This window comes from Nitrospira sp. (assembly GCA_024760545.1).
Taxonomy (GTDB): domain Bacteria; phylum Nitrospirota; class Nitrospiria; order Nitrospirales; family Nitrospiraceae; genus Nitrospira_D.
The window spans coordinates 233,689-253,815 of the sequence record CP060501.1; the positions used below are offsets into that span (position 1 = coordinate 233,689).

General features: G+C 53.7%; 20 protein-coding genes and 1 tRNA gene. 14 read left to right on the plus strand and 7 right to left on the minus strand.

The annotated features are described in order from the left end of the window. Window position 1 precedes the first annotated feature (1 nt). Both H8K03_01055 and H8K03_01060 read right to left on the minus strand, forming a co-directional pair. The gene (locus H8K03_01055; GenBank protein ID UVT20542.1) at window positions 2–1,297 is read right to left on the minus strand and encodes an MFS transporter; all 1,296 of its coding nucleotides are present in this window, start codon (window positions 1,295–1,297) and stop codon (window positions 2–4) included. Between the two features lie 118 nt (window positions 1,298–1,415). Continuing rightward, complete coding sequence (locus H8K03_01060) at window positions 1,416–2,165, minus strand: transglycosylase SLT domain-containing protein (protein ID UVT22340.1); 750 nt, start codon at window positions 2,163–2,165, stop codon at window positions 1,416–1,418. A 239-nt stretch (window positions 2,166–2,404) separates the two neighbouring features. On the opposite strand from H8K03_01060, the gene H8K03_01065 reads away from it, so the two are divergent. The 8 genes from H8K03_01065 to H8K03_01100 all read left to right on the plus strand — a co-directional run bounded on the left by H8K03_01065 (window position 2,405) and on the right by H8K03_01100 (window position 9,895). Next, window positions 2,405–2,914: a DUF2314 domain-containing protein gene (locus H8K03_01065; GenBank protein UVT20543.1), complete on the plus strand. Its 510-nt coding sequence runs from the start codon at window positions 2,405–2,407 to the stop codon at window positions 2,912–2,914. Between the two features lie 408 nt (window positions 2,915–3,322). Continuing rightward, the gene (locus tag H8K03_01070) at window positions 3,323–4,828 is read left to right on the plus strand and encodes a glycosyltransferase (protein UVT20544.1); all 1,506 of its coding nucleotides are present in this window, start codon (window positions 3,323–3,325) and stop codon (window positions 4,826–4,828) included. Continuing rightward, window positions 4,828–5,553: a methyltransferase domain-containing protein gene (locus H8K03_01075; GenBank protein UVT20545.1), complete on the plus strand. Its 726-nt coding sequence runs from the start codon at window positions 4,828–4,830 to the stop codon at window positions 5,551–5,553. Before H8K03_01070 ends, H8K03_01075 begins: the two co-directional genes overlap by 1 nt. Before the next feature lie 127 nt (window positions 5,554–5,680). Beyond that, entirely contained in the window at window positions 5,681–6,103 is a 423-nt protein-coding gene (gene ndk / locus H8K03_01080) for a nucleoside-diphosphate kinase (GenBank protein UVT22341.1), read from the plus strand. Between the two features lie 236 nt (window positions 6,104–6,339). Next, complete coding sequence (gcvH, locus tag H8K03_01085) at window positions 6,340–6,729, plus strand: glycine cleavage system protein GcvH (GenBank protein UVT20546.1); 390 nt, start codon at window positions 6,340–6,342, stop codon at window positions 6,727–6,729. 66 nt (window positions 6,730–6,795) lie between these two features. Continuing rightward, window positions 6,796–8,229 (plus strand): dihydrolipoyl dehydrogenase, encoded by a 1,434-nt coding sequence (lpdA, locus tag H8K03_01090; GenBank protein UVT20547.1) that lies wholly within the window; start codon window positions 6,796–6,798, stop codon window positions 8,227–8,229. Continuing rightward, window positions 8,226–8,669, plus strand: a complete 444-nt coding sequence (locus H8K03_01095; protein UVT20548.1) for a helix-hairpin-helix domain-containing protein — start codon at window positions 8,226–8,228, stop codon at window positions 8,667–8,669. The genes lpdA and H8K03_01095 overlap by 4 nt, the downstream gene beginning before the upstream one ends. Further along, the gene (locus H8K03_01100; protein UVT22342.1) at window positions 8,669–9,895 is read left to right on the plus strand and encodes a tyrosine--tRNA ligase; all 1,227 of its coding nucleotides are present in this window, start codon (window positions 8,669–8,671) and stop codon (window positions 9,893–9,895) included. Before H8K03_01095 ends, H8K03_01100 begins: the two co-directional genes overlap by 1 nt. A gap of 189 nt (window positions 9,896–10,084) precedes the next feature. On the opposite strand, the gene H8K03_01105 is transcribed toward H8K03_01100, so the two are convergent. After that, a complete protein-coding gene (locus H8K03_01105; GenBank protein UVT20549.1) occupies window positions 10,085–11,158 on the minus strand; it encodes an SIR2 family protein in 1,074 nt (357 codons plus the stop codon). Window positions 11,159–11,579: 421 nt separating this feature from the next. On the opposite strand from H8K03_01105, the gene H8K03_01110 reads away from it, so the two are divergent. Further along, window positions 11,580–11,945: a hypothetical protein gene (locus H8K03_01110; protein ID UVT20550.1), complete on the plus strand. Its 366-nt coding sequence runs from the start codon at window positions 11,580–11,582 to the stop codon at window positions 11,943–11,945. Between the two features lie 58 nt (window positions 11,946–12,003). On the opposite strand, the gene H8K03_01115 is transcribed toward H8K03_01110, so the two are convergent. Further along, window positions 12,004–12,153: a hypothetical protein gene (locus H8K03_01115; GenBank protein UVT20551.1), complete on the minus strand. Its 150-nt coding sequence runs from the start codon at window positions 12,151–12,153 to the stop codon at window positions 12,004–12,006. A 257-nt stretch (window positions 12,154–12,410) separates the two neighbouring features. Between H8K03_01115 and H8K03_01120 the strand changes: the two genes are divergently transcribed. From H8K03_01120 to H8K03_01130, 3 genes are all read left to right on the plus strand, one after another. Beyond that, the gene (locus H8K03_01120) at window positions 12,411–13,970 is read left to right on the plus strand and encodes a DUF3943 domain-containing protein (GenBank protein UVT20552.1); all 1,560 of its coding nucleotides are present in this window, start codon (window positions 12,411–12,413) and stop codon (window positions 13,968–13,970) included. 679 nt (window positions 13,971–14,649) lie between these two features. Beyond that, window positions 14,650–16,194, plus strand: a complete 1,545-nt coding sequence (locus H8K03_01125) for a hypothetical protein (GenBank protein UVT20553.1) — start codon at window positions 14,650–14,652, stop codon at window positions 16,192–16,194. 386 nt (window positions 16,195–16,580) lie between these two features. Beyond that, window positions 16,581–16,655 (plus strand) — tRNA-Gly (locus H8K03_01130). Here the strand turns inward: H8K03_01130 and H8K03_01135 are convergent. Together H8K03_01135 and H8K03_01140 are read right to left on the minus strand one after the other, a co-directional pair. Continuing rightward, window positions 16,634–17,830 carry a site-specific integrase gene (locus H8K03_01135; GenBank protein UVT20554.1) on the minus strand — a complete coding sequence of 399 codons (1,197 nt, stop codon included), beginning with the start codon at window positions 17,828–17,830 and terminating at the stop codon, window positions 16,634–16,636. The genes H8K03_01130 and H8K03_01135 overlap by 22 nt on opposite strands. Before the next feature lie 3 nt (window positions 17,831–17,833). After that, on the minus strand, window positions 17,834–17,989 hold the full coding sequence (locus H8K03_01140; GenBank protein ID UVT20555.1) for a hypothetical protein: 156 nt from the start codon (window positions 17,987–17,989) through the stop codon (window positions 17,834–17,836). Window positions 17,990–18,147: 158 nt separating this feature from the next. Between H8K03_01140 and H8K03_01145 the strand changes: the two genes are divergently transcribed. Together H8K03_01145 and H8K03_01150 are read left to right on the plus strand one after the other, a co-directional pair. Continuing rightward, entirely contained in the window at window positions 18,148–18,285 is a 138-nt protein-coding gene (locus H8K03_01145) for a hypothetical protein (protein ID UVT20556.1), read from the plus strand. A 68-nt stretch (window positions 18,286–18,353) separates the two neighbouring features. Beyond that, window positions 18,354–19,082, plus strand: a complete 729-nt coding sequence (locus tag H8K03_01150) for a hypothetical protein (protein UVT20557.1) — start codon at window positions 18,354–18,356, stop codon at window positions 19,080–19,082. A gap of 39 nt (window positions 19,083–19,121) precedes the next feature. Here H8K03_01150 and H8K03_01155 read toward each other — a convergent pair whose 3' ends face one another. Beyond that, window positions 19,122–19,574 (minus strand): hypothetical protein, encoded by a 453-nt coding sequence (locus H8K03_01155; protein UVT20558.1) that lies wholly within the window; start codon window positions 19,572–19,574, stop codon window positions 19,122–19,124. Window positions 19,575–20,127: the final 553 nt, after the last annotated feature.

The window sequence follows — 20,127 nt, forward strand, 5'->3', positions numbered from 1 at the left end:
GTCAATGAGCGCGCGCTTCGTCCTCGGTCGTCGATTGAGTCTCCTCACGAATGGTGGACAGCACGATCAAAGACAGGATGGCGCACAGGCTCACGTACCAGCCGGGAGCCAGGACATTGCCGCTTCGTTCTATGAGGATGGTCGCCAGTAACGGCGCTGTCCCGCCGAATAACGCTGCGGCGATATTATACGAGAGGGAAAGTCCGGTGTATCGGCGCGAGACGGGAAAAAGGGTCGCGACGATGGCGAAGAAGGGACCCATGTACGCGGCCACAAACACCGTAATCAGGGTTTGAGCCGCGATAATCAGCGCGATCTGACCACTGCTCAGCCACAAGAAAAACGGGACCGTTCCAAGGGCGAGTCCTGCGGCGCCGCCGGCCAGTATCCATCGATGCCCAACTCGATCAGACACCTTTCCCATCACCGGAATGAGCACCGCCAACAGAGCCATGCATACGGTGTTGATGGTAAGCGTGGTGCTCATCGGCAGATCAGTCACTCTGGTCAAATAGGTGGGGAGAAAGACATAGAACATGTAAAACGCGACGCCGTGCAGCAACACGAGGCCAATTACTTGCAGGAGGGGAGCACGGTGCGAGAGGAGAAGTTCACGTGCCGGTGAAGATGAAACCGATCCTGTTTGCTGAAGTCGTTCGAAAGCCGGTGACTCAGGGATGCGCCGCCGCAGATACCACCCGACCAATGCGATGAGACTTCCGGAGAGAAACGGGATACGCCATCCCCATTCTTGAAGCGCCTCGTGTGTGAGGCTCGCGGCCGCCACGGTACCGATGCCGGATCCCAGCAATGCACCGATTTGCGCGCTGAAGCCTGCCCAACTGCCGATGTAACCTCGTTCGGCCGGTTCCGCATGTTCAACGAGAAAGGTAACCGAGCCGGTGAATTCCCCGCCGACAGACAAGCCCTGAAGAAATCGCAATGCCGTGAGCGCGAGCGGCGCGGCGAGACCGATCTGGGCATAGGTCGGTAACATGCCGACAAGACAGGTGGGCAGCGCCATGAGGAGAATGGACCAGGCAAGCGCCTCGCGCCGCCCTCGTGTATCACCCCAATATCCGAACAGCAACGCGCCGAGGGGCCTGGCGAGAAAGCCGACGGCAAAGACGCTAAACGTGGCGATTAACGACAACGATGGATCTGAAGAAGGAAAGAACAGGAGGGACAAGACAGGCGCGAAGTATCCGAACAGGGCGAAGTCATACCATTCCAGCACGTTTCCGACCGCGCCAGCCAGCACCGTTTTTCGCAACGGTCTCGATCCGTCTGAAATCATGAAATCGCACGCTCGCGGGTCAAGGTCAGATTGCCGTGGCCACCATACCATGAACGAAGGCGGGGTCTATACGACACTGGGAAGGATTTGAATGGACTCAGGATGCGAGACCCAGGACTCAAAATGCTTTGAGTGAAGTGAATTGCTGTGTGAGCGTCTGGATCTTTCTCAAATAAATCCGTACGTCATGGTCGCCGCATCGTTGGTGGGTGGTCAGGCGATACTTCCGTTTCACAAAGTCATGACCTGCGCCGGCGCCGCATAGATGGATCACTGCGGCAAGGTTCTGCTTCTGCTCAAGGGTCGCCTGCCGGTTCCCAATCGCTTGTGCCACCTGACGGTCGAGGAGCACAGCCGTCAACTCGATCGCGTGGCTCGGGAGCACCCTGGTATAGAGGCTGTTGAACCAGCAGGAATCAAAGTCATACCACGGTCCCTCAGCAACAACCTGGTGGTTGTGGATGCAGTAGTGTTTCCCTTCTTGAAATGTCTCGTCGGTGAGTTGAAACATGCCGACCGCAGTCGAAGCCGGCTGGTACCATTCCAACGGATTCCACGCAGACACTCGCCAGCGCCAGTAGGTTCGCGCGACAGGGTTGCCGGCTCCCTCAGCTTGAGCCAAGGCCGCGAGCAATTCGGGTGCGACGGTCGGCGTTGAATGTTCTTTGAACAGGGTTCCGTATTCTTGCCATGTTGCGCGCGGGCTCTTGTCCAGTGCATTCTCCACGGGGAAAAATAATTCCGTCGGCTTGTCGATCGTATGATACACCCAATTGACGGCGAGCAATCCCACCCAGAAGAGGACCAACCCGAGTCCTATCCTCGGCAGCGGCGGCGTTCTTGTGACAGCGCGCAGAAAGGCTTTCATCTCGACCCAACGCCGACCGGCAAAGCGCACCATCAGTTTGAACGGATGGTGGTGACGAGCGCGAGTGGAACGGGTGTTGTGACGAGACGGCATGAAGAAAGAGTAACAGAAAACTGAGACAGGTATCGGCGCTGATTGAATAGTCGATCTTGCTTTAACGGTTCCCGACAAGCTAAATATGGCCGACAAGTCAGGAGTTCACCTAATACAGAGCGTGTTTCGGTCCATCGGAGGTTTGTATGCGTCGATTCTTGGTTCTCAATGTCGTCCTCATCACGCTGCTGACGACGCCGTGCGCATTTCCCCAATCGTTTACCGACAAGGCCAAAAAAGACCATGCGGTTGAGATGAATGACGAAGAGCCTGCGATGCAGAAAGCCATGGAGCGCGCTCGCGCAGGTTTGGACGATTTTCTCAAGAAAGCGACGACGCCACCGCCCGATACCGACCAGTATTCGGTGAAGGTGAGAGTAAGCGAAGGAGAGAGTCAAGAGTATCTGTGGATTTCGAACCTCAAATCACAAGGGGACATGTGGTCGGGGAGGATCGACAACCTTCCAATGCTACGTTCCGTCAAGAAGGGGCAATCCTACTCTTTTGCAAAGAGTGAGATCGTCGATTGGACCTATATCGATAAAAGCAAGAAGAAGGTCCTTGGAAATTTCACCACCTGTGCGCTTCTCACGAAAGAACCACCGAGTGTGGCAGAAGGCATTCGCAAACAATATGGTCTCGAATGCGAGCGCTGATACCGGAATTTGAAGCGTTTCCAACTGCCGCTAATTAACCGCTCCCCTGCTCTACACGACCGGCTTGGCTGACCCTGCACAAGCCGTCAATAATTGCACTGCCGGCCAAGCGATCTCTACATCGTGGATGTACTGCGCATACAGGGGGTTCCTTTTAGTAATCGTTCATGAGGAGGGTGGAAGCGGCAATCAGCAATCCAACACAGACAACGAATACGACGACAACCAGCATACTAGCCTCCTTTGTAACCTTGCCAAGTATGGGTAGGGAGTGACTAGCCCCTACCGTTATCCTGTGTCGATCTAGTGTATCCGACCTCCGAAATCCATGCCTAAGTATTTGAAATCACGTGCTGCTTTCTCAGGCTGGTGGTACTGTGAATCGCGGGATTTCCTGCACGGAGGTCAATGGAACCGGCGCGACTTCATAGACTGTTCGACTCGGTGGAGCTGACTTCGGACGAGGCCCACAATCCATTTCAGACGAGGGGCAAGTCCCAGACGGATGCCAAGAAACAGGCGATCCGCGATCATTTTGACGCTTGCGCTGGGCTGCGTGAGTACTGGGAAAAGAAAGCCAGAGCGTATTACGAAGATCAGATCCGCTATTTCAGCTTTCTCGTGCCGGAAGGGCTGAGCGTCTTGGAAATTGGGTCAGGCTTGGGGAATCTGCTTGCCGCACTGAAGCCTCGTCGTGGAGTCGGCATCGACTTGAGTGCCGAGATGGTCAAGGAGGCGGCTCACCGGCATCCTACCCTGGAGTTCCGTGTCGGAGACGCGGAAACGATCGAGATTGAAGAAACCTTCGACGTCATCATTCTGGCCGACGTGGTCGGCCACTTGCTCGATGTCGAGGCTGCCTTGAGACGTCTCCGCCGAGCCTGTGCGGCTCACACGAGAATCGTCGTGTCTTACTATAGCCATTTGTGGGAGCCGATTCTCCGATTCTGTGAAAAAGTTGGCATGAAAATGCCGCAACGCGAGCAAAACTGGCTTTCTCCGGAGGACATCGCCAACCTCCTGCATCTGGCTGATTTCGATGTGGTGAAGGTGGAGCGGCGGCTCTTGTTGCCAAAGCGGGTTCCGCTTCTCTCTTCATTGTGCAACAAACTTTTGGCCTATCTGCCGGGTCTCCGGGCGTTGTGTCTCTGCCACTATGTGGTGGCACGGCCTCGACTGCGAAGGCCGGAGCGCCCGTATTCGACGACGATCGTCGTTCCTTGCCGGAATGAACGGGGAAATATCGATGCCGCGCTCAGGCGGATCCCGCGCTTCGGTGGCCGCCAAGAGATTATTTTTGTCGATGGGCATTCGACCGATGGAACGCCGGACGAGATTCGGCGTGTCATGGCCTTTTACCCGGGCAAGGACATCAAGCTGATCGTGCAGAATGGGAAGGGAAAGGGCGACGCGGTGCGCGAAGGGTTTGCGCACGCCAGGGGCGATGTGCTCATGATTCTGGATGCGGATCTGACGATGCCCCCCGAAGCGCTGCCGAAGTTTTATGAAGCGATCGCGAGCGGAAAGGGCGAGTTCATCAACGGCTGCCGCCTCGTCTATCCCATGGAGGCACAAGCCATGCGCCTGCTTAATTTAATCGGTAATAAGCTTTTCGGGCTCGCATTTTCTTGGCTCTTGAACCAGAAAATCAAAGATACGCTCTGTGGAACCAAAGTGTTGTTTCGGCGCGATTACGAACGGTTGGCCGCCAATCGGCATTATTTCGGTGAGTTTGACCCCTTTGGGGATTTCGATTTGTTGTTCGGCGCGTCGAAATTGAACCTGCATATTTTAGAGATTCCCATCCGCTATGAAGCGCGGACCTATGGGAGCACCAACATTCAACGGTTTAGGCACGGCTGGCTGTTGTTGAAGATGACGGTGTACGGTTTCTTTCGCCTGAAGGCGGTGTAATGTCCGGTGAGGTGTTGCATCGGCACCGAGACCTATGGCAGCGCAAGCCTGTGCTTCGGCGGCTGTATGCTGATTGGTATCGGGAGATCGTCGCCTGGCTCGTGCCTGGACGTACGGTCGAACTCGGCGGAGGAACCGGCAATCTGAAAGAGCATGTGCCCGGAGTCTGTTGTACCGACGTGGTCCTGGTGCCCTGGTTGAACGTGGTGGCAGATGCGCAGCGCCTGCCCTTTCAATCCGATTCGTTGGGGAATCTGGTTCTCTTCGACTCCTTGCACCACATCGAAAACGTGTCGCTCTTTTTTGATGAGGCACAGCGGACCCTCCGAATCGGCGGCCGGATCATCGTCGTGGATCCATATATCTCGTGGCTGTCGTGGCCGATCTATCGGTGGTTTCATCCAGAGCCGGTGGATTACACGCAAGACCCACTCATTCTCAAGCCTTCTCAGCCGGAACGCCGGCCGTTTGACGCCAATCAAGCCGTCGCAACGCTCCTGTTTGAGCGGAATCGGTCTGACTTCCATGCGCGGTATCCAAGGTTTTCTCTTCGACACGTCCGGCGAATGGCCTGTGTCGCGTACCCCTTGAGTGGTGGCTTCGACCATCCCTCGCTTTTGCCGGAGTGGCTGGTGACGCCCATCCTTGGACTGGAGAGCATGCTGGAACGATTGGGCCGGCTTCTGGCTTTTCGCATGCTCGTGGTCATCGAACGGCGATCGTAGAGCTAAGCGGAATCAGACGAAATGTCCTGCTGTCCAGCTATCGGATGCTTGCAAGGGAACTGGAGGCCCCCCTATAATGAGCCGCGTCATTCAATCAATGCTTTAGCTATCTGGAGGAACCGTAGAGATCATGAGTGAAAGAACGTTGGCAATCATCAAGCCGGATGCTGTCAAGAAGAACGCTATCGGAGATATTCTTCATCGCTATGAGCAGGCGGGCTTGAAGCCGGTCGCCATGAAAATGATGTGGATGTCCCAGTCAGTGGCGGAAGGCTTTTATGCGGTGCATAAAGCCCGACCATTCTTCGGGAGTCTCTGTGCTTTCATGTCATCCGGGCCTGCGGTGGTATTGGTGTTGCAGGGTGAGAATGCCATCAAGAAGAACCGCGAATTGATGGGAGCGACGGATCCGGCCAAAGCCGATGCCGGGACCATCCGTAAAGCGCACGGAACGAACATCGAGTTCAACGCCGTCCATGGTTCCGATTCGCCCGAAACCGCACAGTTCGAGATCGGATATTTCTTCTCCGGCATGGAGATCTTCAGCTGAACCTTCCTCGTTAGATCTCCTCATCTCCGTTCAGTACTCGTCCAATGTGGGTAGGAGGAGCAGCATCGGCGCTGTTCCTCCACTACCTGTCTACCTCTCTGCCGGGTCGTTCCTTGACAATCCCGGTCAGCCCAAATTACCATCCTCAAAACTTGGACACTGAGGCTGAAATAGAATAGGTAGCGAGAGCTTTGCCAGCCTGAGCGTATCCTAGAATTTCTTCATAGGGAGCCGACATGATTCCATCCGATTTGCGATTTCACAAAGAACATGAATGGGTTCGACTCGACGGGAAACGGGCCATCGTGGGTATCAGCGACTTTGCGCAGGATGCCTTAGGGGATATTGTTTTTTTGGATCTGCCCAAAGTCGGCGCGACGGTCAAGGTCGGTCAGCAGATCGGGGAAGTCGAGTCGACAAAAACGACCTCGACCATCTATACGCCGGTGAGTGGAACGGTGATACAGATCAATACCGAGCTGAAAGATCATCCCGAAGTGGTGAATTCCGACCCATATGGCAAAGGCTGGATCGCAATCATCGACCTTGCCGATCAGGGAGAAATCGATCAGCTGATGACGGCCACACAGTACGAAGCGTTTCTTGCCGGCCAAAAGAAGAGTTGATGCCAAGGTTGAGCCGCGGCGTTTCGTGTTTGCGCGTCTGACCGCAACCTTCACGTCAACCTTGTTATGGCTCTTCAAACCCACATCGCTATTCTTGGCGCCGGGCCCGGCGGATATGTCGCGGCGATCCGCGCGGCTCAACTCGGTAGCCGTGTCACGGTCGTCGAGCGGGAGAAATTGGGCGGCGTCTGCCTGAACTGGGGCTGCATCCCGAGCAAAGCGCTTCTGTCCGTCGTTGAACTCGGCGACAAGGTCAAGAAAGCCGGTGACTTTGGGCTGGTTCTCCAAGGGCCAGCTACCTATGACCTCGCGCGGATGGTCTCTCGAAAAGATAAGGTTGTGGCCACGCTGGTGAAAGGGATTGCCACGCTCTTCAAGGAATGGGGCATCGAACATGTCACCGGACAAGGGGTCGTCAGGAATGAGCGCACCATTGGGGTGACAAAGCCGGACGGCGGTATTCTGGAGATCCAAGCCGATGCACTCGTGATCGCGACGGGGTCCTCTTGGCCCAACCTCCCACAATTCCCAATCGATGGCCGCCAGATCCTGACCAGTCAGCAGATGCTCGACCTCACACAGATTCCGGCCAGTCTCCTCATAATCGGTGCCGGGGTCGAAGGATGCGAATTCGCGTCCTTGTACAGCGGTCTTGGTACACGCGTGACGGCGGTCGAACTGCAATCACGTGTTTTGCCGCTTGAGGACGAAGAAATTTCCTCGACGATGGAACGTGAACTGAAGAAGCGCGGTGTCAGGGTGCTGACGGGGACGACGGTCGAGAGTCTTGAACGGTTGCCGGAGACCGTCGTGGTCCATTTCAAAGACGGTAGCACAGAAACGGTGGAGAAGTTGTTGGTCTCGGTCGGGCGGGGACTGAATTCACGAGGGATTGGGCTGGAACAGGTCGGCGTTGAGGTCGGGCGGCGTGGAGAAATTCTTGTCGATGACAAGATGGAAACCAATAGGTCCGGCATCTATGCAATCGGCGATGTCACGGGCAAGGCCATGCTGGCCCATGTCGCATCGATGCAGGGGCAAGTGGCCGTGGAGAATATTCTGGGGCATCACCGGACCATCAATTACGACGTCATCCCTGCCGGGATCTTTACCTTGCCGGAGATCGGACGGGTGGGACTGACTGAGCAAGAGGCCAGAGAACGGGCTCAGAAGAGCGGCCAAGATCCCAGCCGGAGCGTGAAAGTCGGTCGTTTCCGCTACTCAGGATTAGGCAAGGCCCAAGCGACGGGCGACACCACGGGATTTTGTAAGGTGATTGTGGACGCGGCGACCGACAGGATTCTTGGAGTCCATATTCTCGGGGTTCATGCCGCCGACCTGGTTCATGAGGCAGCGCTGGCTATGCAAGTCGGAGCGACCGTGAATCAAGTTGCCGGGATGATCCACGCGCATCCGACGCTCGCTGAAGGTATGATGGAAGCGGCCGAGGATGTCGAGGGGGCTGCGATTCACCTTGTCCGAAGGAAGACAGGCCGATGATCAGATCGCTGCTTCTCAAGCTGGGAATGCTCATCGTTGCAATGGGAGGCAGTTTCTGGCTGATCTGGCATGCTCAGCCTCCGAGTCATACGTCCGGAGCGACCGATGAGAAACCGGCCGAGGTCGTTCCGATTTCTCCCGTTCCTCATGAGCGGACCCCGAAGGTGGAGACCATCGGAGAGAAGGCGCGGACGATACAGCCGGATCGACGCTTGCTCGACCTCAATCGCGCAAGCGCCGGCGAGCTTGAGTCGTTGCCCGGGATCGGTGCAGTCATGGCGCAGCGTGTGATCGCCTTTCGAGAATCGACCGGAGGCTTTCGTACGGTGGAGGAACTCCGTGAAGTCAAAGGGATCGGGCCCAAGAAATTCGATCGTCTCAAGTCTTTCGTGACGATCTCGTCCGCAAAATCCAAGCAGGTGATGGAACAACGAGGATGATGAACGAAATACATCGGCAACTGGATTTGATTCAGCGCGGCGCTGTAGAGGTCATTCAACGGGTCGAGCTGGAGGCGAAGCTCAAAAGGGCTCTTGCCGAAAATCGACCTTTGCGCGTCAAAGCGGGGTTCGACCCGACTGCGCCGGATCTTCATCTTGGACACACCGTGCTGATCCATAAATTGAAGCACTTTCAAGATCTTGGCCATCAAGTCATTTTCCTCATCGGCGATTTCACCGGGATGATCGGCGATCCCACCGGGGTATCCGAGACGCGGAAAGCATTGACGAAGGAACAGGTGCAGGAGAACGCCAAGACCTACCAGCGGCAGATCTTCAAAATTCTCGATCCCGCCAAGACTGTGATCGAGTTCAACAGCCGATGGATGAGTGAGCTGTCCGCGGACGGGTTGATTCAGCTGGCCGCCCACTATCGGGTGGCGCGCATGATGGAACGCGACGACTTCCATAAGCGTTACCAGGAACAGAAGCCGATCAGCGTCCATGAGTTCCTGTACCCATTGGTGCAAGGTTACGATTCCGTCGTCCTGAAAGCGGATGTGGAATTGGGGGGGACGGATCAGAAATTCAATCTGTTAGTGGGGCGTGAGTTGCAGCGGGACTACGGTCAAGAGTCGCAAGTCGTCATCACGATGCCGTTGCTTGAAGGAACGGACGGCGTGAAGAAAATGAGCAAGAGCGTCGGAAACTATATCGCGTTGGAGGACAAGCCGGGGGACATGTTCGGAAAGGTCATGTCGATCAGCGATGCTCTGATGCATCGGTACTATGAGCTGTTGACGACCGAGAACCTGGAACATGTGAAAACTCTTCATCCCATGGAAGCCAAACAGTCGCTCGCTGAATTGATCGTGGCGCGCTACCACGGGACCGAGATCGGGAGAGAGGCGAGAACCGAGTTCCAACAGAAATTTCAGGCCAAGGAATTTCCTGACAAACCCGATGCGCATGTGGCATTGCAGCTGGACGATATGACGGAGAAAGACGCTCAAGAGGGCAGTAGTATCAGGCTTGCAAGGTTGATCTCAAAAACAGGTTTGATTTCCAGCGGCAGCGAAGCAAGGCGCTTGATCATTCAAGGTGGAATCGAAGTCGATGGAATCAAAGAGACGAATCCGGACAAGTTAATCTCGTTTGAACTCCATCAACAACGCCGTCTTAAAATCGGGAAGAAAAAGTTCGCCGTTGCGGAATTCAAGCCGTGAGGTACAACGAGCGGCCATCATGAGTTGTGATAGGTGCGATGATGGCGCAAAAGCTCACCGAAAAGGAGAAACTACGAGGTCGAGCCAGACGAGGCCACGCAGGATTGCCGCAAATGGGACTTATACCTTGACGATCAAAATAGACGGTGCGCCCACGATGATTTTGTGTACCCCGACTCTGCAACGTATTTACTGAGATATCATTTCTCGTATTTGTATCGCCAGGGTGCTCTCATCGTCGAATGTATCCTTTGGGAAAAGCTGGCTCAGCGTGGCTTGAAAATAGCCAGCCAAGCCCTTACTCCAAATGCGCATACCGCTCACGCTGTATGGATAGCTTATTCCACCAGCGTGAGAGTTCATGAGCATAGCCCTGAAGTCTTCTGGCGCACGAGGATCGACAACGAATAATTGTAGATTGCTATTGTCAATGCTTTTCAGTATGACCTCGTTGATATGACTATCGCGGAATCCATACCCAATCACTAGCAGACGTTGTGAATTCTTGCTCAGCGCTGCTTCGAAGATGTCATGGTACCACTTAAACAATGGTTCTTCCTTCAGTAGAGTGCTCTTCGTGTGACCAATTGCCATAGTGCTATTGCCATCGTCTCTGCGCCAATTCCATGAGCCGTGAAGTTTTATATATTGCAAGCGGCCTTGTGCAGATGGCTTGCTATCCCTCTCCCTCAAATACGTTTGTATCGTCTCTTCCTTAGGCAACGTGAGGAAGCTTTTGTCGGTCAGCCCTTCTCCCTGCATCCCTAAAGGATGATCATCCATTCCCGGTAGGTATAGAGACACCCCATTAGTAAGACTCATTTTGCAAGCCGAGAGCCATCGTTCGACAAAGAGATCCTGATTTAATGTGAAGATGAACTCTCGGACGGTTTCCGTTCCAAACAACTTCAACAGAAAATTCTCAAGCCTTTTGAGATCTACCCCTCCTCTCGAAATACCATATGTACGAATTCGATTGTCCATGCTCTCATATACATCGGACAGTGCTTTTAAGAACCCATCTTGATCCCCTTTGATTTGATCTGCATCAAGCATGGTTTCGTTATGGCGGCCCTGCATCACCAAGTCATAGATTGTTTCAAAATCCAACGTATTGGAAATATCCTTGGAATCATAATTTTTCATGAAACTACAGAGACGCTTTTTTGAACGGCCAGACAACGTATTGAAGATCTGTGCCCACATCTCTTGGGCCAAGTATCCCCCTACGTCTTTAGAAAAACCGGCTCCTGTTAAGATCACAGGTCAATCCTCCATCGCCATTCGTTCATGATGACGGCATGTGACATTCCCTGCATACCCACCACAAACCCGCGGACGCCAAGACTCATTTCCCGAGCGTTTGTTTGACTTGTGTTGAGCACACATCAATGAGCTGCAACGGCATTGCTACGGATTTCCAACCGTCAGGGAAAGATTCATGACGGCTCCAGGACCGTCGCGGTGTCGCTCTTCACATCTCACAAGATTCAAAATTCGGAGAAGGCGGCCGGTCTGTAGAACATAAGCCATAGCTGACGACCTTAAAGCTGAAACTGGGGAGCCTATTGTAAGAGAGCATGTGTTAGCGGAGCAAGGAGTTGAAGTCAAGTCTCTTAGAGGCGTTCCCTTGAACAATTCTCCTAGCTTTACCTTGGGTACAAACTATGTAACCATCGGTAACATGCTTATTCGAGAAGACATCGTGGAAGGAATCTATCTCAAGCAGACTACAGAACGTTACGGTATGCCGGAGGGTCTTATCGCTGTCGTTCACACGGTCGGCACAGACTGGACCGGAGAATGGTCCTTTCAACTACGATATCTGAAGCCACCTACAGGCACACGAACCAGATTGATCTCACAATGGAACCTAAACCTTCGAGAAAAGGACCTGGCCCACTTCGAGCTGATCGGACCATGGCTCTCCGCACAAGCCTTGTTGGCAGCTAGCCCAGCCTCCACCAAGACAAAGAAAGTGCCCAAGGTTTGGGTATGGATGCGGGGAAAAGTACACCCGAATCAGCTTCGATTGTTTGAGGACTTCTAAGTGGAACGCTCACTTGATGGTTCCGCATCACATCACCCCGGAACAAGCCTTACTTCCATTAGATTCCCCGTTTTTCCCTCAGCAACGCAGAAAGACCTCTGATCTTTCTCTTCAAGGCTTCCGCCGCACCCTCGGAGAGGGCACCCTTTTCGAGACGCTTCCTGCTGGCGGCGAGATGTTCTCGGATTCCTTGACGATAGTCAGCCATAGGCAACCTCCTACAATTGCTCAACATGTCAAGAGCCGTCAACTCATAGGGTTACTGTACATGCAGGGAAAGGTACGCCACAGCTCGGCAGTCGCCTAGTTTTGTTATAGAGAAATTTTGGATTGAACATACGTACGAACAATGTCCCATCTTCGAGCAGGCGCACCCCTCTCATCGGACCTAGCATGGGAGACCTTTTGGTTTTGCAGCGCCAAGAGACCCAATGGGTGCAGTTGGATTAGTTACAGAACCGAGACATGAGGACACTCTCTCTTAATCTAGGGGGTTGCCTAGTATTTTTAGAACCTAGGGTGTTATCCACTCGTAGAAGCATGAATCGCTTATTGTCCGTCGTCGTGGCATTGACACTCCTGGCGCCCACTATTGGTTCGGCTGATGTCTCTATCTCGCAACCCAAGGAGAAACAAACAGATGAACTGATTGGTCCGACCCTTCCCGATCAAGAGACGCAGGGCCATCACACAACTCTTAACAGTCAGAGCGCGGTCCTCAATTGGGAAACCGGCAGCGGTCGCAGTTACCTCATTCCCGCAGGTGAGATCCTCGCCTATATCTTCCTACTCAATCAATACGACCGACATTTTACCGAGCCCAGGGACGTCTATCGCACCGACGGACATACGATCTGGCAACAGCTCACTCATTCAAAATGGGTTCTGGACAACGATCAATTTTCCGTCAATCAATTTCTGCATCCCTACGGCGGCAGTGTGTACTACGGGCTCGCCAGATCAGCCGGCCTCAGCTTCTGGGAATCATGGCTGTATAGTTCCGCCGGAAGTTTCGTTTGGGAAATGGCAGGGGAAACAACGTCGCCATCGATCAATGACATGATCGCCACTCCGATCGGTGGAACATTGCTGGGAGAACCGCTTTTTCGCATGGCGAATCTGTTACTCGAAACCGACGACGGAAGGCCCGGCTTCTGGCGGGAACTGGGCGCAGCGGTGCTCTCACCTCCGACAGGGTTCAACCGTCTGATGTTTGGTGAGCGTTTCGACACAGTCTTCCCGAGCCGCCAACCTGCCACGTTCTTACGTCTGCGACTCGGGGGCGTCGTCTCTACGAGCAGTCATAACGTTCCATCGGGCGTTCGAGAGCACGGTGTTATTGGAGATTTCACGTTTACGTACGGTTCGCCCGGTAAGCCGAGCTATCAGTACACACGTCCGTTCGACTATTTTGACTTTCACGTCACGGCCGTCACGACCAATACGCTGGAAAGCATCAATACGCGCGGCCTACTGTTCGGAACGACGTACGGGCTTGGCGAAGCGACCCGTGGGGCATGGGGTCTGTTCGGCAGCTATGACTATATTTCCCCTCAAGTGTTCCGGGTATCCAGCGTCGCCCTTTCGCTTGGCACGATCTGGCAATCCTGGTTGTCACGTTCGATTGCTCTTCAAGGTGTGGCACTTGCCGGTCCCGGCTATGGTGCAGCCGGTAGCATTCAGCGTACCGAAGAACGTGACTACCACTATGGAACGACAGGGCAGGGGCTTCTCGCCCTGCGGCTGATCTTCGGAGATCGTGCGATGCTCGACTTCACAGGGCGTGAATACTATGTCAGCGGTCTTCTGTCTGCAGAGCCGCGTGGGCAAGAAAACATCCTCCGTGGTGAATCGTCCTTGACGTTCCGGATTTTCGGCCCACACGGCCTGGCGCTCCGCTATGCCGTGTCGCACCGCGATGCCCGGTATCCTAATGTTGAATTTCGTGATCAGACGGTCGAAACAATCAGCCTCATGTATGTGTTTCTCGGCAAGACCGGGTTTGGCGCTGTCGAGTGGCGGTGATTTTTTAATATTCTCCGAACGCATGTAAGATCGTTTCAGAGCGGACTGACTCCGTCTCAATCTTTGAATTGCGTCCCCAGCACGCAAACTGGGCAGTACAGTTATAGAGTTTCCACATGAGCGCCTTGGAACGATGAGACACTCCAGTATAGGACTGTCATAGGATTATCTCGTTGAGCGTGTCACCTCATAGACAGCTTTCATCTCGTAAACGTGCGATTATGCACAGCCCGATTTTGAATTTCCGCGCAAGACACGATCAACATGCGCCACACGCATCCAAGGATTTCAGCATTTCTGCAAGGTGGACCATCGCACAACCCTTTGTAACCACTATAACTTAAGTATCTATCCACTTCAGACCTGCAAAGAGCACTTCACCGTTCTAGGGATGGCACTGAACCTGCTCGGCTAAGCGCTTGCAGTGGAGTCCTCCGTCCAAACATCGGGGCCTACCCACACTGTTAAATTTACGTGCAGTACACATTTCGCGTGCGCGCGATTAGAGGCCTATGTCGAGAAGGCACAGGTTGAGCGTGCACAACGGTCACCTGTGCACCATGCTAACCAATAGGTACCCATCTCGGCAGACTGGTCGTCAAGGGAGCGTCGCCAGACCTCCCATTCCAAGACTCCCCGGCTTTGAGCGAATGTTCGCAGTGGCTGCGCAGGTATCCACATGCAACTGAACGCTCTAGCCAATCCGTCATTGCCCAAACTCGCCTGGGTCGCGGAAGTCGATCGGACGAAAGAAGTTGTGACAGTGCAGCACGGTTCAGGTGTGGAAGTTCGGTCGACCTTTTTCATTGAGGGGGTGTGGAACGGTCCATTTGAGGATGGAGGTTTCAGCGAGACGGACTGTGTGTTCGGTACCGGCGGCATCCTCAGCGAGCATTCGATTCGCTTCGTGACAAGCGCCTGCACGACGGATTACTTGTTCTATGCCGACACTCCGGGACAGGTCACGGTGTCTAATTCCTTGCCGCTGCTGCTGGGTGCCATCGGCGATACTCTCGATCCACGGTATTTGGAATACCCTGAAATCTGCGATTCGATCATGGAAGGCATCAACCGGTATCGACGAGACATTCCGACACAGCGAGGAACGGTGCGGCGTCAGATGTACCGAAACCTGGATGTCTCCAGGGAGAAGGTCTTTGAGACAGAAAAGCGAATGCCGCCTCGGTTCAGGAGTTTTAAGGAGTACCGGAGTTATCTGGAGGAGAACTATGCCCTGATCGCGGCCAATGCGAGAGATCCACAGCGAACACAGCCGCTCGAAATATGGTCTACTCAATCGAAGGGCTACGACACGACCGCGGTGAATGCGATTGCACGGACCTATGGGATCGATAAAGTCTTTACCGTGACCAAAGCCAAGCAAGTCGGCGTGCTGGCCCATCAAGACGAAGGCGAGTTGCCTGACGATGACGGGGGAGCAATTTGCGAATCGCTCGGTCTGTCGTGCATCCGGCTCAATCGGCGCGCGTTTACCGAGGAATTCGACCAAGAGTACCTGTATTACTGCGGGCTCCATCACAATCAGGATGCCAATCTGAAGGACATCAGGAAGCACATCTCGAATGTCGGCATTCTACTGACCGGAACACATGGGGAGATCTGGTACACGAAATCGTGTTTAGGCAAACGGGCATATTTGGATTCTGAGCTGAGAAAATGGGATATGGGCGGCCATGGAATGGCTGAGCTCCGTCTGGTGGTTGGTTTTATTCATCTCCCGTTCCCGTACATCGGAGCCAGGCGTAAGGAAGATATTGTTGAGATTACGGAGTCTTCCGAGATGGATCCCTGGCGATTGGGGAATACGTATGATCGGCCGATCGCGAGACGGATTGCCGAAGAAGCCGGCGTTCCCCGACACGCGTTCGGCCAATCCAAAATGGGGTCCGTGGTCCTTTTCCCTGGCCCGTCGGTCCCTTATGGCCGAGCGCTACGAATCGAGTTTTTCAATTACCTGGCGAATGAAAAGATTATGATGAGATCCGCGGCGTGGTTCTGGCCGTTGGTTCGGTGGGTCAATACCGTTCTCATGATGAAATCAAGGCGACGCTATGCGGCCGTCTACTACATGGAACGGGCGATTTCCAAGCTGACCGGACGAGACTTTCGTTTTAGGCAGTGGTGGCGGGATCGTGAGGGGTCACTGTTTTGCTTTTGCGTGAATAGAACGGCGAGCGCGTACGGGAATATCTTAAACGAGTGAGCGAACCCGTCGAGTCCTATTTGGCTACTGCATCGTTAGAAGGAAGATCACGCAATCGATCTGTTGCGGAGGGCGCAATCTTGACCATGAAATACTGTTCGAAATGTTCTGATCTATTATCGACGGTAGGACCTAGGAGTGAAAATGAGATACCATTTTACTGGGAGACAAAAAAGGTCGGGGAGTCTCATTTACGGTTACGAACCATTTGGTCGTCCACGCTGCCGTAACGTGGATTCCAGCCAAAATCGCCTCGCCGTGCGCTTCATCCAGGTAGCAAGTTCGTAGATTGGGTTATGAAATAAGGAGGATGATTGCCGTTGACAGTGAGGGGAGTTGGTTTCTTGACTTGGACCTGATGCCCACGTAGGATGCACTTCCAGCGAGCGGGCGTAGCTCAGTGGTAGAGTCCTAGCTTCCCAAGCTAGTTGTCGTGGGTTCAAATCCCATCGCCCGCTCCAATATTTCCAAGCACTTCGAGATCAATCCCCTTCACAGCAGTTTCCGCCATCACGGTTCTAGTCACGGTTCCATTTGAAACCGGGGGCTGTTCTGCCTTCAGGGGACCGCTCTCAGCATGAATCACACTCGGCTTACCGAAGCTAGCCACGGTCTCAATTGCAGCCTTCAGGTGGGTGGGGGACAAGTGGGCATATCGACCAACTAAGCCTGTTGTACTGTGTCGGAGCAGGGCAGCGATTGTGCCTTCGGTTTGCCCACTCATAGCTAATCGACTCGCGAAGGTATGGCGCAAGGTGTGCCACGTGACGCCTTCCAGCTTGAGGGCCTGGACAGCTGGTGCAAAGACCCGTGAATAGAAGTTCCGTTGATCCAATCGTGTGGCTGGGTTCTCAGAGGGAAACACCCACGTCGACCGCTGCCATGAGTCAAAGCCTCTGAGGACCGCCTTCGCTTCTTCATTCAGAGGGGCGTACTGAACCGTTCCTGCCTTCGTGTACGAGAGCGTTAGAATACCGCGCTCCAAGTCCACATCGGCCCACTTCAAGCCAAACTGCTCACTCATACGAAGCCCCGTAAGGATAGCCAGCCGAGCCCAAGAACCATAGATGTCGCCAAGTCGCGTGATCAATGCCGCTTCTTCTTCTGAGGTCAGGAAGCGAGTCTTCCCCGTAGAGACTTTGGGAAGGGATACAACCGCAAAGGGGTTCTTATCAACGTTCCCATCCCGAACAGCCTTGTTCAGGATATGGCGTAGGAACTTCATGTAATGGATGATGGTCTGAGCCGCTAATCCTTCGGTCTGAAGGTCTCGCTGAGCTTCGTCCAATAAAGCAGGGGTGATGGCATTTAGCCGCTTCCCCTTAAGTCGTGCCTTCCACCACTCACCATAGTGTTTCTCGGCCGCCTGATTCTTCACCCGCGAGACCGTCACATGCGCGGTGATGAGCTCCTCGGCTAGGACATATCCGCCATGCTGATACCGTTCAGGAAAGAATCGACCGTCCTTTTGTTCCAACTTTGCTTTCTCGTAGAACTCTCGGGCCTTCGTCTTATTGGGAAAACTTCCGAACCTTCGCTCTCGGCCTACGTGGTACAGGCGGACATACCACACGAGTTTGCCCGTCGAGTCCGTCTTGCTCACCAACCCTCGATTTTGTCTTCCTGCTCGTGCCATGCGTCACCGTCCTTTCTGTTCCGCTTCTGAAGCTTGTTTGAAATGTACTTCCAGCAGATGCCTGATCAGCCCCGCTGCGCTGGTGCCGCGCTTCCGCTCGGCGTCGAGTTTGGTTTTAAGAGTGACCGGAAGTTGAATGTTGAGCCGTTGCATTCTCATCTTTGTTTCCTCCGTACTGCCATGCACCATAAGATACATAGTGTACATATGTATCTTATGGTGTCAAGTGGTGTTTGACTGAATCGAAGGGATTGAGTACCCTTACTGCCATGAAACCTGACCCAAAAACAGATGTAACCGTTCTGAATCTTAGGGATATGCCGAAAGACCTTATCGCGAAGATTAAGGCAGCTGCAGCGCTGGAACATGCCTCATTGAGGGAATACGTGACGAGGCTTCTCGATAATCACGTTCAGGAACTGGAGAAGAAGGGGCACCTGCCGAAGGGGAAGTAATGGCCGCCCTCCCAGAGGTCCTCGGGGAAATTTGACAGATGCTTTCTTGGCGGTCAAAGATTTCACTCGTGCAGTTCTTGCGTTTGCAGTCCCTCGAGTCGATTAACACTCTAATACTAAAGCACGATTTTGCTATTCCCGGTTCAGGGCTCTCTTCCTATGAGCTTGAATCCGTAATCCTGCAGGCTACCGATCATCAGATAAGAAACCTCTTGGATGAGGTTCTACGAACCCAGAACACACTTCGGTTCGACGTGTCTCCTCGATATCGATTTGATGAGCGCTTCAAAGATCTGAAACTATGTCTGCTTTTGGACGGCCTTCAGGTCGAAGGTTCACAGCTCATTCAAGTTGAGCCCACCGTCGACGGGGCAGATCAACCTGAAGACGCTCTTTCTAGAGAACTAAAGAGCTCGGGGCTTCCCAATCGAGAGGATATTATTAGAGTGCTTACAAACTCAGCTGAAGCATTTCGAAAATCTCCTCCAGATTTCAATGGCTGCTTAAGTAATGCACGGGTAGCCTTGCAAACGCTTGCCACAGACATAGCAAAGGGTCGGCGTGTACGTTATCCAGGTTCATTTGATGAGAACCTGTGGGGACAAGTTCTTGCTTATCTTCGAACGTCAGATTTGATCAGCAAACGAGAAGAAGACGGTCTAAGTGGGGTATTTACCTTTGTTAGTCCTGGCGCTCATTCCCCCGTGGGGTTAGATGAAGCCGAGATGACTAGACTTGGGCGATCGCTTATAGTTTCGATGTGCTACTTTCTTGTTAAACGCCATAATGGCAGTTAATGCTCATGCTCGATTGGTGCTATTTATATTCGGACATGTTCATGGCAGCCTCTTTCTCGTCAAGAGTTCTGCACTATCGTCAGGTTGTGTCGTTTCAGGTTCTGGTAAAATCTTGGGTTCCCACCCGGGTTTCCTCATGTAGCCAAAACGGTCAATAATGAATGTTCTTGGTTCCTGTTGAGTGATCCCGATTTGTTGAGAGGGACGCCCATGCCCCCGATCCAGAAGCGAGTTGGCCGCTGCCAGTCGTACCTGCTCGCTCCCACCATGATCTCTCAGATGGACCAGGGTCTCTAGGCAGGCCTCGCTTTCCATCGCCGCTGCTTCCTTGAATGGACGAGTGAGCTTATTGGGACTTCCAGCCGGGCGACCGGAATTAGGGCGCTTTCCACCATGGCGCTTGATAAATCTTGATTCTTTTCCATCGCTATTTGTCTGTGTCTCTGGTGTGTGATCATCACTTTGCATGGCAGCCTTATTGTTTTTCGTCATGACCTAGCCTCCTGCTTTCTCCCATCGTATCCACGCTCCCTGACGGTCCAGGCCGCACAGAGTCGTCCGTTAGGGTCCGTTTGCCCCACCGTTCGAATCAACGATAGCGGTACCCGTTGACCATCAGTGAGACACACCAGCCAACGCCCTGCGTCCCAGCGATTCTCCTGCACTGTTCCGTGTTCTCGATCTTCAGAACCCCCACAGAGGTTCCCCGTCTTGTCCTGATGGGTGACAAGCCAGCCGGGTTGAATGGGAGGCTGAGGAGTGCTCTCGCCGAGTCGGACTCTATCCGAGGCCAGTGTCCCGCCAGGGATGAGGAGGGTTTCCACTCTGGTCCCTGAAGGGAAACAGCGTCCACACTGATAGGCTGACTCATGGGAGAAGCGCAGCCAATACCCACCGCCACATTGATCACAATAGTCTGTACCTGGTTTGCTAGGAAGGCGGGGTTCGCTCCCTCGTGAGGGCGAAATTTCCGACGAAACGTTACAGGATGGAACTGACATTAGTGACATTATGTCTAGTTTGGGTAGAATGTCGCCTTTGTCAG